At 61.8% G+C, this 14,327-nt stretch carries 8 protein-coding genes; all 8 read right to left on the reverse strand.

All coding sequences use genetic code 11. The features are described 5' to 3' along the window. Nucleotides 1-52: 52 nt before the first annotated feature. Complete coding sequence (ilvC, locus tag BTIS_RS07320) at nucleotides 53-1,105, reverse strand: ketol-acid reductoisomerase (protein ID WP_094664099.1); 1,053 nt, start codon at nucleotides 1,103-1,105, stop codon at nucleotides 53-55. A 436-nt stretch (nucleotides 1,106-1,541) separates the two neighbouring features. After that, nucleotides 1,542-2,783 carry an AGE family epimerase/isomerase gene (locus BTIS_RS07325; protein ID WP_094664101.1) on the reverse strand — a complete coding sequence of 414 codons (1,242 nt, stop codon included), beginning with the start codon at nucleotides 2,781-2,783 and terminating at the stop codon, nucleotides 1,542-1,544. Nucleotides 2,784-2,862: 79 nt separating this feature from the next. Continuing rightward, nucleotides 2,863-5,565: a glycoside hydrolase family 2 protein gene (locus BTIS_RS07330; RefSeq protein WP_094664102.1), complete on the reverse strand. Its 2,703-nt coding sequence runs from the start codon at nucleotides 5,563-5,565 to the stop codon at nucleotides 2,863-2,865. A gap of 139 nt (nucleotides 5,566-5,704) precedes the next feature. Then, entirely contained in the window at nucleotides 5,705-7,087 is a 1,383-nt protein-coding gene (locus BTIS_RS07335) for a GH1 family beta-glucosidase (protein WP_094664103.1), read from the reverse strand. A gap of 845 nt (nucleotides 7,088-7,932) precedes the next feature. After that, nucleotides 7,933-8,985, reverse strand: a complete 1,053-nt coding sequence (ilvC, locus tag BTIS_RS07340) for a ketol-acid reductoisomerase (RefSeq protein WP_094664105.1) — start codon at nucleotides 8,983-8,985, stop codon at nucleotides 7,933-7,935. Nucleotides 8,986-9,502: 517 nt separating this feature from the next. Then, nucleotides 9,503-10,864, reverse strand: coding sequence for an MFS transporter (locus tag BTIS_RS07345; RefSeq protein ID WP_094664107.1), 1,362 nt, complete (start codon nucleotides 10,862-10,864; stop codon nucleotides 9,503-9,505). 496 nt (nucleotides 10,865-11,360) lie between these two features. After that, nucleotides 11,361-12,446 (reverse strand): class C sortase, encoded by a 1,086-nt coding sequence (locus BTIS_RS07350; RefSeq protein ID WP_094664109.1) that lies wholly within the window; start codon nucleotides 12,444-12,446, stop codon nucleotides 11,361-11,363. 38 nt (nucleotides 12,447-12,484) lie between these two features. Continuing rightward, on the reverse strand, nucleotides 12,485-14,128 hold the full coding sequence (locus BTIS_RS07355) for a SpaA isopeptide-forming pilin-related protein (protein ID WP_094664110.1): 1,644 nt from the start codon (nucleotides 14,126-14,128) through the stop codon (nucleotides 12,485-12,487). Nucleotides 14,129-14,327 lie beyond the last annotated feature (199 nt).

Below are 14,327 nucleotides of genomic sequence, written 5' to 3' on the forward strand. Positions count from 1 at the left end.
GTAACACATACGCGGCCCACGTGACGAAACGAATGGTGCTATACGAGTGAAATCACTGCACCTGGGCGCGGGCGATCTTGCCGGTGAAGGAGTTGGCCTCGTCGGCGTCCTTCACGCCATCCTTGTTCCAGGAGAACATGGCGCGCAGCTTCGGGCCGACGGTCTCGATGCGCTCGTTGGAGTACTTCTCCTGCAGCTCCTTGAAGTGCGGGGCGCCGGCGTCCTGATCGTCGATGAACTCCTTGGCGAAGGAGCCGTCCTGGATGCGGGCCAGGTGGTACTCCATGCGCTTGCGGCAGTCCTCGTTGATCACGGTGTTGGTGTAGTCGCCGTACTGGGCGGTGTCGGAGCAGGACCAACGGGCCTTGTTCAGACCACCCTCGTTCATCAGGTCGACGAGCATCTTCAGCTCGTGGCAGACCTCGAAGTAGGCGATCTCCGGCTGGTAGCCGGCGTCGGTGAGGACCTCGAAGCCCATCTCGACGAGCTTGTTCACGCCACCCATGAGCACGTTCTGCTCGCCGAAGAGATCAGTCTCGGTCTCTTCCTTGAAGGTGGTCTTGATGGCGCCGGCGCGCAGAGCGCCGAGAGCCTTGGCGTAGGCGAGGGTCAGGTCCCAGCCGTCACCGCGCGGATCCTGCTCCACAGCCACAACCACCGGGACGCCACGACCAGCGGCGTACTCACGACGCACGATGTGACCCGGGCCCTTCGGGGCAACCATGAACACCGGGTGATCCTCGGTGGGCTTGATGTAGCCGTAGTGAATGTTGAAACCATGAGCGAAGGCAACGGCAGCGCCCGGCTTGATGTTGGGCTCGATGTCGTTGGCCCAGATGGTGCGCTGGTACTGGTCGGGGGCCAGGATCATGATCACGTCGGCTTCGGCGGACGCCTCGGCGACGGACTTGACCTCGAGACCCTGCTCCTTGGCGAACTCGACGGACTTGGAGGTCGGACGAAGACCGACCACCACGTCGACGCCGGAATCACGCAGGTTCAGCGCGTGAGCGTGACCCTGAGAACCGTAACCGATGATGGCAACCTTCTTGCCCTGGAGAACGGACAGATCGCCGTCGTTCTCGTACCAGATCTGTGCAGCCATGTAAGCACTCCTTAACTACTGCGAATGTTGTTGTGGTTGCGCATAGTGCGCCGCGCGCACCGTGTCGTGACGCGCGTTTGTCCGATCGTGATCGTCGCGACTCCCGTACGAATCGCATATATCACTCACCCAGACGATCTCATCTGAGGATTTTGTCCTGCAAACTGCCCACTATCCTACAGATAATGTCGCTTCCGTCACATTCCCGTCCACAACGTGGGCGAACACTTGAGCCATCCACACTCAACCCCGTCAGAATCCCAACAACCTCAGAATCCCAACAATCAAGACAGTGCCCACATACCGTACGCCGCCCTCACTTAGTGTGATCACACTAACAAATGGAGTTGTTGGAATTTCAACGGTTTCGGGCAGTCTGGCTCGTTAGTGTGATCACACTAAGGAGCACACTAAGGAAGAGCGGCGTATGGGACGGTTAGCGAGATTGCTGGGCAGTCACCGCAATGGACAACGACGGATCAGCGAGCGGAATCATCATCGACTGCGTGGCGTGATACAGATCGGACTTGCCCGGCCATACCGTGCCGATCGGGCGATTGTCACGATCGAGCTGATGGAACCAGGATCCGTTGATGTGGTCGATCACCGTGCTGTCGGCATACTGCAGGAACGTGGCGTACCAGTCGGCGTATTCGGCACGGCCGGTCACATGCGCCAGCACGGACGACGTGTTGATCGCCTCGGCAAGCGTCCAATGCATGCGGTCATGCACGACCGGCGCGCCCTGCCAGTCGGTGGTGTAGACGATGCCGGGCGCACCGTCGGCGTCCCAACCGTCGGCGACGGCACGCTGGAACAGCTGCTCGGCGACGTCGACCAGCTGCGCCTTGCGTGATTCAGCCAGTCCGGCGCTCAGCGCGTACTGGGTAATGAGTCGCGCCCATTCGATGCCATGGCCCGGAGTGGCGCCGTACGGCTTGAACTGGTCGTCCTTCCGGTCGGCGTTGCATTCGAGATCGAGACTCCAGTCGGCGTGGAAGTGCTCGGGAATGCGCCATCCGTTGCCTTCGGCCCAGCCGACGACATGGTCGATGATACGGCCGGCACGTTCACGCCACGATTCGTCTCCGGTGACGTCGGCCACCGCGAGGAACGCCTCGACCGAATGCATGTTGGCGTTGATGCCACGGTACGGGTCGAGTTCGGTGAAGTCCTCGTTCCACGTATCAACGGACAGGCCGACCTCGTCGTCCCAGAAGCGCGTGAGGAACACCTGCTGGGCGTCGGCGAGCAGTTCGGCGGCACCCGGCCGGCCGAGCAGCGTGGCGGACGATGCGGCCAGCAGTACGAAGGCGTGCGCATAGCACTGCTTGATGCCGATGTGCCCGCCTTCGGGGGTGACCGCGGCGTACCAGCCGCCGTTGGTGTCATCGTGCAGTTCGCCCTTGAGTCCCTTGAGTCCGGCGTCGACCAGTTCCTCGGCACCCGGATGGCCGACGAATGCGGCGAGCGCGTAGACGTGGGTCATGCGACAGGTGATCCACGTCTCGCGGTTGCGGTCCTTCCACGGGGTACCGTCGTCGCCCAGCCAGTAGGAGCCGCCGGTCGGCGAGGGGAAGGCGTGGCCGAAGTTCATGAGACTGTCACGCTGCGTGTTGAGCCAGTCGCGGTTTTCAGAGGTGCCGAGCCGGTATGCGGCGTTCGTAATGGAGGTCATCGATGATTCCTTTCCGTAGTTCTTCCGTAGTTCTGCAGCATGTAGCATGCAGTGTGCACGGCGTGAAGTGGCGTTGCTCCTACCACTGGCGCTTGAGATCGTTGGCGCTGCGCAGTACGTTCGGATCGGCGAACACGTTGGGATCGGCCACGTCGGCAGTGGATGCGATACGCCAGGTCACCGTGTCGCCCGGCAGCAGGCTGACCATGCCGTCGGAGACGGTGGCGTTGTCGTCGACTTTGTCGGCCATGCAGAACAGATCGCGGACGTAGCCGGTCGCCGTCACCGTCAGGTCATAACCGTCGTCGACGGGCGTGACGTCGGCGTGGAACGCACGGTCGGGCGCCAACAGGTTCTGGTCGATTACTTCGGCCGGATTGTAGATTACGCGGGCAAACGCCGGCGCGGAATCAGCAGCGAAGGCAGCGGCGGCTTCAGCGACCAGCAGCTCGTTCGACGGATCGTCAAATCCGGCAAGCGTTTCGGACAGCGGTAATGCGACGTGCGACACGGCGTCCACAGTCACATCGAACGTGGCGGCGGCGAGTACGGTGCCGTCGAGCGTCACCCGGCGGACGGTCCAGGTGCCCGACCATGCCGTACGGGTGTCGTTGAGCACGATGAGTTCAAGATGATCGGGGGCGACGGCCTTGCCTTCCCAGCTGTGGTCTTCGCGGGCGCGGTCGGATGTGCGCGGCTGGATCGTGGCGAAGCGCGGCGCGAAGAAGTCCCGAGAGGCGTACCACATGGGCTTGCGATGCCCGTAGTAGTCCACGGCGGCCCAGGAGACGACCGGCCAGTCGTCGTTGAGCTGCCAGATGAGCGCACCGGCGTTCACGGGTTCGAGGGAGCGCATGTGTTCTACGCCGAAGCGGATGGCCTGCGCCTGCTGCAACTGGCATGCCCAGTGCCAGTCTTCGATGTTCGTCCACACGTCGGTGGGGATCAGCCAGTCACGCGTGCCGTCGGCACGGTAACTCACGTCGTCGATGTTGCCGGGTGTGATATGCGAACGCATGCCGCGGGCAAGCTTGTAGTTGCCGCCCATGGCTTTCTGATGCACGAGCATCTGCGTGCCGAACGGATCCATGGGATCGTCGTGCACCACACGCTTGAGTGTACTGAATGTGGGCGGGGCCTGATAGCCGAATTCGTCGGCGAAACGCGGCGTGTAGTCACGGTATTTGCGGTAGTCCACGCGGTTCCAGACGTCCCAGATGTGCATGGTGCCGTCGGTGTCACGGTTGGCGTCGACGAATTTGCTGAAGCTCATCGGGGAGCTGGGAAGGTACACGTGCGTGGGGTCGAGTTCGGCGAGCAGCTTCGGGAAAAGTTCGGCGTAATAGTAGTCACCCCAGCCTTTTTCACCGTAGCCGTATTCGTTGGCGGCGCGGTCGTCGTCACGCAGCGCCTGCTGCACGCCACCCCATTCGGAGTAGGCCACGTAGTTTTCGTTGGAGCCGTTCCAGACGATCAGGCTCGGATGAGGGCACAGTCGGGTGATCTGCTGACGGGCCTCGTCTTCGATTTCGGCACGGGTTTCGGCGTCTTCGGGGTAGGAGGCGCAGGCAAGCATGAAGTCCTGCCACACCATGATGCCGTATTCGTCGGCCAGATCGTAGAAGTCGTCGGTTTCGTAGATGCTGCCGCCCCAGGCACGCACCATGTTGGAGTTGGATTCCACCAGATCAAGGAACCGCCGCTCGTAGAAGTCATGATCGCCGCGCGTGATGAATGCGTCGATCGGCACCCAGTTGTAACCGCGGGCATGCACGGGCACGCCGTTGACGGAGATCTGGAACGGGCGGCCCACGACATCGGCACGGGTGTCGACGTGGGTGGTCCGGAAGCCAACGCGTCCCTGCCATACGGCGTCGCCGGCGGTCACGGTCACGTCGTATAGCGGCTGGTCGCCGTAGCCACGCGGCCACCACAGTTCGGCGTTCGGCACGTCCACAGTGACGGTGGTGGCATTACGTCCCTGCTCTACAACGCCGGGAACGGTGATGTCGACGCCGTGCCCCTGTACACGAACCTCGACCGGCACGGCCTGCTGTCCGGCGTGGGCGTCCATGACGGTGGGCACGCGTCCGGAACCGGCACGTTCGATCTCCATGGTGCAGTTCAGTACGCCAGTACCGTTGCCACGCACGTCCACGAGCGGGCGGACGGCGGACAGACGAACTGATGACCATGAGTCGATGCCGATGGGCTGCCAGATTCCGGCGCAGGCCACGTCGATGCCCCAGTCCCAGCCGAACTGGTAGCTCGGCTTGCGCAGTTGGTTGAACGCGTGATGCTCGGTGTGCGGATAGTAGCCGAGACGCTGTTCGCGTGCGTCGGATTCGCGCACGGATGATGCGAAGAGGATTTCGATCGTGTTGTCGCCGTCGTGGAGCATCGGACGGACATCCCAGCGGTAGGCGCGATGATAGTTCTGCGTGGAGCCGACGTAACGGCCGTTGAGGATGATTGTGGCCACGGTGTCGAGTCCGTAGGCCACCAGATCATGCCGGTCAGCGCCGTCGTCATGCCAGTCGAACGTGCAGGAGTATCGCCAGTCGACGTCGCCGATCCACTGCTGGCGGGTTTCGTTGTCGGCGTCGAAGGGCTCGTCGATCAGTCCGGCGGCGACGAGGTCCAGGGTGATCTCACCGGGGACCGTGGCGGCGATGCCGGCGGCCAGTTGGGCACGCAGCGACGCGGGCGCGGCTTCGGGATTGGTGGCGTAGGCCGTCCACCCGGCATGCAGGGGGTGGAACGTGGCAGGCGTGTGGTTCATGATGGTCTCCATATACTTCGCTGTTGTGGTGATTATCGCGGGTTTTGCAAGGGGTGCAGGGGCGCAAGGGTGCGGGGCGAGGGCTGCGAGATGCGAGGATTCGCCGATCGTGATGACGTGTGACGATCAGTCGTTGCGATCAGTCGTTGTCCGGGATGCGGCGCTGGGCGATGAGACGCTGGTACCAGTAGTAGCTGTCCTTCGGCGTGCGTTCCAGAGTCGTGTAGTCCACGTAGGTGATGCCGAAACGCTTGGTGTAGCCGAACGCCCATTCGAAGTTGTCCATCAGCGACCATACGAAGTAGCCGCGCAGATCGACGCCTTCGTCCATGGCCCGCTGGGCGGCTTCGAAGTGGCGACGCAGATAGTCGATACGCAGAGCGTCGTGCACGGCCTTGGTACCGTCCGCCGCGATTTCGAGATGATCATCCACGGCCATGCCGTTTTCGGTGACGATGAGCGGGATCTCCGGATAGTTGTTGTGCACACGGACCAGCAGATCATGCAGACCGTCGGGATCGATGTTCCATCCCATTTCGGTGTGCGGACCGGCGGTGGGCAGCCAGTCGACGTCGCTGGCACCGGGCGCAGTGCTTGCGGCGGTGGACTGCGGGAACTGCGGACGGTCGCTCATGGCAAGCAGCGAGGTGTTGTAGTAGTTGATGCCGAACACGTCGATCGGCTGGTGGATCTGCTCGAGATCGCCGTCCTTGATGAAGTCCCAGTCACAGATGCCGCGGGTGATGGCGAACAACTCGTCTGGATAGTAGCCGCGCAGCATGGGGTCGAGCCACACGCGGTTGGCGATGAGGTCCAGACGATGCACGGCGTCGGCGTCTCCGCGGTTGAGCTGGAGGTTGCAGGTGACCGAGACTTCCGAGCGGTCGCCCACCTGGGCGCGTACGGCCTGGGCCATAAGACCGTGAGCGAGGTTCAGATGGTGCACTGCAGGGAACGCGCCGGGACCGAGGCCCAGACCGGGGGCGTGCTCGGTGGCACCGTAGCTGAGATAGGAGGAGCACCATGGCTCGTTGAGCGTGGTGTAGGTATGGATGCGGTCGCCAAGGCGTTCGGCCACCACGCTCGCGTATTCGCCAAGACGGTAGGCGGTTTCGCGATTCAGCCAGCCGCCTTTGTCGCCAAGGTATTGCGGCAGGTCCCAGTGGTAGAGGGTGACGATCGGCTGGATGCCCTTCTCCAGCAGGGCATCGGTGATGCGTTCGTAGAAGTCGAGGCCCTCTTCGTTGACCGGACCGCCTTCGACAGGCATGATGCGCGGCATGGATACCGAGAATCGGTAGGCGTTCACGCCGAGGTCGGCGAGCAGTGCGATGTCGTCACGCCAGCGATGGTAGGAGTCGCAGGCCACGTCACCGGTATCGCCGTTTACGGTGCGACCGGGCGTATGGCTGAACGTATCCCAGATGGAGGCGCACCGGCCGCCTTCGTGTACACCGCCTTCGATCTGGTAGGAGGCAGTGGCCGTGCCGAAGAGAAAATCATTGGGAAATGTGGTGCTCATACTTGCTCCTTTGCCGATGATGCGTCTGATGAGTGCCGGCATGCCGGCGTGCTGGTGCTAATGTACCACATTTTTCTTAATCGCTTAAGTAGTAGTGTCGCAAATCTCTATTTATTTTTAATATATTTTTAATGATGTCTAACTATTTTTGATCAGCGATTACAATGATGACCAGATCGACGAAGAAGCCAACTCGCGTATAATCCCATATATATCAACGTTTTCCGTCGCTTCATATCAGAATTCGACATACTCTGCCGCCTCTCCGACGCTTCTGTCGAAAAAGCGCATATCCAACAGCACGACACACTTAATCGGTTCAGAAATTGAAGATCATCGACGTTTGCGCCGCGACGAGATCATACCCACTAGGCAACAACCGAGATGGAGAATGTTTTCGATCGCCGACGTTCACAATGACCGCAAGAACGACAGGTCCTCATGGCGGAGCCACACGGCCCGTTCGACATCATCAATAAAACTGAAACGCTTAACTAAAACCACGGTGAATCAGTATTCCAACATCGTTCGGCGAAGCATGCCTTCGACGCCGGATTCTCCGCCGCTCCGCCGGCGGCATACCGCAAACCTCTCTCAATCCCAGCCCGCAAGACAGTGCCCACATACCGTACGTCGCTCTCTCTTAGTGTGATCACACTAACAAATGGAGTTGTTGGAATTTCAACGGTTTCGGGCAGTCTGGCTCGTTAGTGTGATCACACTAACGATCACACTAGGGGGAATAGAAAAAGGCTGTCGTCCCGCACATGAGTATGTACGGGACGACAGCCGTAACAGCCTTGACAGGCTTAGCTCACGCGGCCAAGCTTAGGGCCGCGCCCAAATCACTGGACCTGGGTACGAGCGATCTTGCCGTTGAAGGACTCAGCCTCATCGGCATCCTTGGCCGGGCCGTTGTTCCAGGAGAACATGGCACGCAGCTTCGGGCCAACGGTCTCCAGGTGCGGGTGAGAGAACTCTTCCTGCAGCTTCTTGAACTTCGGAGCGCCAGCGGCCTGATCATCCATGAACTCCTTGGCGAAGGAGCCGTCCTGAATGCGCTTGAGCTGGTACTGCATGCGCTTCTTGGTCTCGTCGGTGATGACGGTGGAGGTGTAGTCGCCGTACTGAGCGGTGTCGGAGCAGGACCAACGGGCCTTGTTCAGACCACCCTCGTTGGCGAGGTCCACCAGCATCTTCAGCTCGTGGAACACCTCGAAGTAGGCGATCTCCGGCTGGTAGCCGGCCTCGGTCAGCACGTCGAAACCAAGGTCGCACAGGTGGTTGATGCCGCCCATGAGGACGTCCTGCTCACCGAACAGATCGGTCTCGGTCTCTTCCTTGAAGGTGGTCTTGATGGCGCCGGCGCGCAGAGCGCCGAGAGCCTTGGCGTAAGCCAGGGTGATGGCCCAGCCGTCACCACGAGGATCCTGCTCCACAGCCACAACCACCGGGACGCCACGGCCAGCGGCGTACTCACGACGCACGATGTGACCCGGGCCCTTCGGGGCAACCATGAACACCGGGTGATCCTCGGTGGGCTTGATGTAGCCGTAGTGAATGTTGAAACCATGAGCGAAGGCCAGAGCAGCGCCCGGCTTCAGGTTCGGCTCAACGTCCTTCTTGTACACGGCGGCCTGGTACTGATCAGGCAGAAGGATCATGACGATGTCGGCCTCAGCCACGGCCTCCGGCACGGACTTGACCTCGAGACCCTGCTCCTTGGCGAACTCCACGGACTTGGAGGTCGGGCGCAGGCCGACCACCACGTCGACGCCGGAATCGCGCAGGTTCAGCGCGTGAGCGTGACCCTGGGAACCGTAGCCGAGGATGGCCACCTTCTTGCCTTCGAGCACGGACAGATCGGCGTCCTTCTCGTACCAGATAGTTGCTGCCATGATTGGCACTCCTTTATATGTTGGTGATTGCCGAGCAATGGCGTCCGGCAATCGGTTGAGATTGCTGACGGCCTTCGGCGAGAAGGATTGTGTCCTAGACGTTGAAAGTCATCGATCTGGGAACTATTTCTAGTCCTCCAGAGGCCGGCATAAAAGTCGGCGTCCAAATATTGAATTGTTTTTGCCCGGGTTGCGGACTGGGGCGGGAACGGTTATGTGAGCGTTCGCATACGTGACCATGCACGGTCATGTACGTGCGCGATTTTCCCATCGTGTGGCTTGCTGTTCACCCGCCCCCGTATTGAGTTTCCCCGATCGGAGACGGATGAGTCAAGCACCGAAAATGACTTTTTGGTGAACTTATTTGACTTATTTGCGACGGTGAAACTTAGAACGGGGACTTCACTTGGTGAAGTCGACGTTCGTGCTGAGCCGTCAAACAGGGAGTCCAGTGGACTCCCTGTAGGCGAAGGGAGCGCGACCCACGAGCGCGACGGTGAAACTTAGAACGGGGACTTCACTTGGTGAAGTCGACGTTCTTAGTTTCACGGCACGACAGCACCGCGACGAGGCAGCACAGGGCCATCACGCCGAGGTAGATGCCCACGGAGTGCACACCCCAGTGGGAGCTCAGCCAGGTGGCGATGGTCGGCACGAACGCCGCGCCGACGATGGCGGCCAGATTGTAGCCGATGCCGGATCCGGAGTAACGAACGTTGGCGTCGAACAGCTCGGGCAGGAATGCACCGATCGGGCCGAACGCGGTGCCCATCAGCGCGAAGCCGATGCACAGGAAGGCCATGTTGGCGACGAAGTTGCGCTGGCCGACGATCTCACCGTTCAGCAGGAACGGGAACAGGGCGGCGAACACGACGAGCAGCACGGAGGAGGTGATGATCACGCGCTTGCGGCCGAACTTGTCGGCGTTCACGCAGGAGATCACGATGAATGCGGCGAACACGCAGATGGCGATCATCAGCATGAGCAGGTATTCCTGGTTGGTGAAGCCGAGGCTGCCACCGCCTTCGCCCTTGGCCTTGGTGCCCCAGGCGAGGGACCACGTGGCGAGCGTGTAGAACAGCGTGTAGGTGACGGCGACGAGGAACGTGGCCTGCAGGACCTGCTTCCAGGACTTGCGGAACACCTCGGTGAGCGGGGACTTGACGACCTTCTTCTGCTCCTGGGCCATGCGGAAGATCGGGGTCTCCTCCATGTGGACGCGGACGACAAGGCCGACGATCACGAGGATGGCGCTCAGCAGGAACGGCACACGCCAACCCCAAGCGAGCATGGCGTCGGAGTCGTTGAAGGACTCAAGCACGAAGTAGGTGCCGTTGGACAGGAAGAAGCCGATCGGGGCGCCCAGCTCCGGGAAGGAACCGTAGAGCGCGCGCTTGTCCTCAGGAGCGTTCTCGGTGGCGACCAGAGCCGCGCCGGACCACTCGCCGCCCAGGCCGATGCCCTGGATGAAACGCAGCAGGCAGAGGATTGCGACCGCGGCGATGCCCCACTGGCTGTAGGTGGGCAGGCAGCCGATGAGGAACGTGCCGACACCCATGGTCATCAGCGAGACGACCAGCGTGGTCTTGCGGCCCATGCGGTCACCGAAGTGGCCGAACACGAGGGAGCCGAGCGGGCGGGCGATGAACGCGATGGCGAAGGTCAGCAGGCTCATCAGCAGGGCGACCGTGGGGTTCGCCTTGTCCGAGAAGAAGATGTGCGGGAAGTAGTTCGCCGCGGCGGTGCCGTAGGCGTAGAAGTCGTAGAATTCGATCGCGGTGCCGACCATGGAGGCGGCGATCACGGTCTTGACCGAGTCACGCACCATGGTGGCGGGATTCGCGGCCTCGGCCGCGACAGTCTTGTCGACTGCTGTCATTTCTAATCTCCTGTTAATCACATACGCGTGGGACGTGGCCGATCTGCCACGACGCACGTTCGCGCCCGTATGTGTGAGTGATTTCTCTTCTGTTCTTTGTGACTTTGCTGAACGATTTCGCCCGGTATAGAACTGCCGAGCATGAAAAAACCCCGCTTTTGGCAGGGCTAAAACAGATTTTGTCCGTTCGGGCCCCGCCAATCGTTGGCGTGCTCGAACAGTGTGAATGCCGAATCAGTCCGCCAACGAAGACGGAATAATAATTCGGCCGGACACAACGGCAAGCGCGGTCATTCCGTACATCATGGCGAACCTCCCTTCGGTATCAAAGTCATTTCCACGGGCCTTTCGACCCGAACCACTTGTGAAGATAGGCCTGCGGCGGCGCAGATGCCAGTGAGCGGTCACTATGTGGACGAGTCACGGGTCAGCATACGGCCGCAAATGCCCAAAAGCATTGTGGGAGTAAGGGAAACAGAGAAAATCACAGGAAAAATCAGTCCTCTGATGACGCACGGGACGATGCACGATGGGAGCCCAATGGCAGTTCCGGCGGCCGGGAGATCATGAGATACATCGTGCCCAGAAGGATGATCAGCGCGGCCGCACCGACGGCGTACTGCCATGCGTGCCGTATACGCACCGGGGATACGCCGGTCGACGTCGGCGCGGCATCGTCCGTGCGTACCGCCGACACGAGCAGACGATGCGTGTTGACGCCGTACGGCGTGCAGGTGACCAGCGTGACGCGGTCCTCGCCGGGTGTGATCTTGAGCTGACTGACGTCGTCCGGCTCCACCACACTGATGCGATCCACGCGATAGTACAGGGTGTTGCCGAGCACGTCGAGGTTGAACGTATCGCCTTTGCGTACTTCGTCGAGTCGTGTGAACAGGTCGGCGGTGACGAGTCCACGGTGGGCGGTGAGCACGGCATGGGAATCGGTGCCACCGACGGGCAGCGACGTGCCGTACAGGTGGCCGGCGCCCGACGACAACGCCTCGTCGGATGTGCCGTGATAGATGGGCATGGTGGCGTCGATGGACGGGATGGTGAGGCTGCCCATGATGCCGTCGCCGATGTTGACCAGACGGTTGTAGTCCTCGTCCTTGGCGGATTGCTCGCCCTGATCGGCGGCGATGACCTCGGCGTCGGTTCGCTGTGATTGCCCTGACTGCGTGGCTTTGGACACGGCGGCCTGCTGCAGTTGGATGGCCGCGTACGGGTCCTGAATGGCGCCGAGTCCGTCCTGACCGTCCTCGGCAAGCTGATGATTGTAGGCGCGGGCCTCCTTGAGCGCGCGCGAGGATTGTTCGCCGGTAAGCCGCGATGCGGCCTGATTGGCCTGCTCCGCCGTGTGCTGCTGTTGGCTGTCGGCCTGCATACGCGAGGAGACGAGCCAGCCGGCGAGCGCGACCACAATGGCAAGAAACAGCACCGCCATGATTCCGGTGATCCATGCTCCCCCGCCCGGTTTGCGCGCGGCGGTCTGCCGTGCGCCGGCACGCGCATCGGTTTGGGATGCGTGCGGACCGGGACGGTCGCCCTTGCGGGCGGGGGAATGCGGATCAGCGGGAATCATGGCGCTTATGGTTGTCGTCGAGTGTCAGACTCGCATGATCACATGCGGGCGACGCGACGGTTGCGAATGGTCTTGGCGGCGAAGAACACGCTGCCGGCGGCGGCCAGCACGATCGCGGCCGTGATCACGCCGATGCCCATGCCGCCGGTGCTCGGCAGCTGGGTGACGTTGTTCACGTTGGTCACGGTGACGTTGTTCTGGTCCGTGTTGTTCACCAGATCCCAGGTGGTGTCGGTGTAGATGGTGTACTTGCCGGTTTCGTAGACCTCGACCTCGAAGCTGGGCTTGATGTTCTGGTAGTAGCCGTTCGGGACCACGGTCTCGGAGACCACGTAGCGTCCGGCACCCAGACCGGAGAAGCTGATCACGCCGTCCTCGCCGGAGGTTGCGGTGCGCAGCGCGGTGGTGTCGGTGGAGTCCTTGAGCTTCAGGGTGAAGGTGGCACCGGCCAGGGCCTTCTTGGTGTCGGCTCCGATCTTGGTGAACTGGAAGCCCTTGAACACATTCACGGAGGCGCTGGCGGACTCGGTGGAGGCCACGGCGTCGGCGGCACCGTACTGGATATGCGCGGTGTTGGACACGGTGCCCACGCCGGCGTCGTTGTACTCGGGTTCGGCGGTCACGTAGCCCATGTAGGTCACCTTGACGGCGGCACCAGGGGTGAGCTTATCGACGTTCTTCAGTGCGATCTCGAAGGTCTTGGTGCCGTCTCCGACGGTCTGGCGGCGCGGAACGGTGACGTTGGCGGCCGGCAGGTTCTCGTACACGGGGTTGCCGTCGGCGTCCACCTTGAGCTGGCCGTTCTCGTCCACGGACTGAATCTGGGCGGTGAAGCCGTTCGGGGTGGTGGTCAGTCCGGCCTGCGGCACGTCGACGAACTTGTAGACGTAGCCGGCGGTGGCGTGCTTGGGCAGTACGCCGGTCAGCGTGTAGGTGATCCAGTTGGCATCGCCATTGCCCGGAGCCTTAGACACCACGGAGACGGACTTCTTGTCGGCGGTCTTGGTCGGGGCGGCCACCTTGTCGGTTTCGCTCGGCTTGACCTTTGCCACACCAAGCGTCACGTTGTTCAGCGTGGTCTTGCCGGTCCAGGTGGAGCCCACGAGGATCGGGGAGCCGAGCTGAGCACCGTTGGCGTCGGTGTCGGTGATGACGAACCAGCCGGCGTTGCTGGCGACGTTGCCGAAGTTGAATACGGCTTCGGTGGCGCCGTCCGCACCGGTTACGGTGGCGGCGGGATCGCCGAGGCCGTCGGCGGCGACGTACTTTTCAGTGAACAGACGGACTGCGGTGGCGTCGTTCGTGCCCTCGGCGGTGCTGGTCCAGCTGGACAGCCATCCGGCCGGGTTGCCGGTGTATGCGGCGGGCAGGGTCTTGACCTTGTCGGCACCCACGCCGCCGGCTTCGTTGGCCGCGGCCTCGGCGGTGGTCTTGATCAGGTCGGCCTTGTCGGTGACGGTGGCGAGCTCCATGGAGGTGATGTTCGTGCCGTCGGACTTGACCTTTTCAAAGGTGGCCAGCTGGTAGGCCTTGAACGTGTGGCCGGCCACCTCGCCGCTCAACGTGATTGTGGCGTCATTGTCCGCGGCCTGCGCGGTGCCCGCGCCGAGCGCGAAGCAGCCGAGCGAGATCGCTGCGGCGGCCACGCCCGCAAGGGTGCGGGAGACGATATTGCGCTTCATCTGATTCCTTTCCTCTATTCCGTCAGATGTCTGTTCCCCCACGGGCCGCCCGTTCCGATTGCGGTCGGAACGGGCATGACGCCCGCGAAAATCTGTGCGGCAACGATGAGGATCGTGCCCCGCCCGGGGATCCGGGTGCGGGACACGATTCATCTGGTTGCGTATGCGGTTCAGTTATGCGATCTTCAGTTATCGTGTT

This window comes from Bifidobacterium tissieri, from assembly GCF_002259645.1.
GTDB lineage: Bacteria > Actinomycetota > Actinomycetes > Actinomycetales > Bifidobacteriaceae > Galliscardovia > Galliscardovia tissieri.

Coding starts and splice junctions, on each gene's coding strand:
- ilvC (WP_094664099.1), bottom strand. CDS start 1,105: ATGGCTGCACAGATCTGGTACGAGAACGACGGCGATCTGTCCGTTCTC.
- BTIS_RS07325 (WP_094664101.1), bottom strand. CDS start 2,783: ATGACCTCCATTACGAACGCCGCATACCGGCTCGGCACCTCTGAAAAC.
- BTIS_RS07330 (WP_094664102.1), bottom strand. CDS start 5,565: ATGAACCACACGCCTGCCACGTTCCACCCCCTGCATGCCGGGTGGACG.
- BTIS_RS07335 (WP_094664103.1), bottom strand. CDS start 7,087: ATGAGCACCACATTTCCCAATGATTTTCTCTTCGGCACGGCCACTGCC.
- ilvC (WP_094664105.1), bottom strand. CDS start 8,985: ATGGCAGCAACTATCTGGTACGAGAAGGACGCCGATCTGTCCGTGCTC.
- BTIS_RS07345 (WP_094664107.1), bottom strand. CDS start 10,864: ATGACAGCAGTCGACAAGACTGTCGCGGCCGAGGCCGCGAATCCCGCC.
- BTIS_RS07350 (WP_094664109.1), bottom strand. CDS start 12,446: ATGATTCCCGCTGATCCGCATTCCCCCGCCCGCAAGGGCGACCGTCCC.
- BTIS_RS07355 (WP_094664110.1), bottom strand. CDS start 14,128: ATGAAGCGCAATATCGTCTCCCGCACCCTTGCGGGCGTGGCCGCCGCA.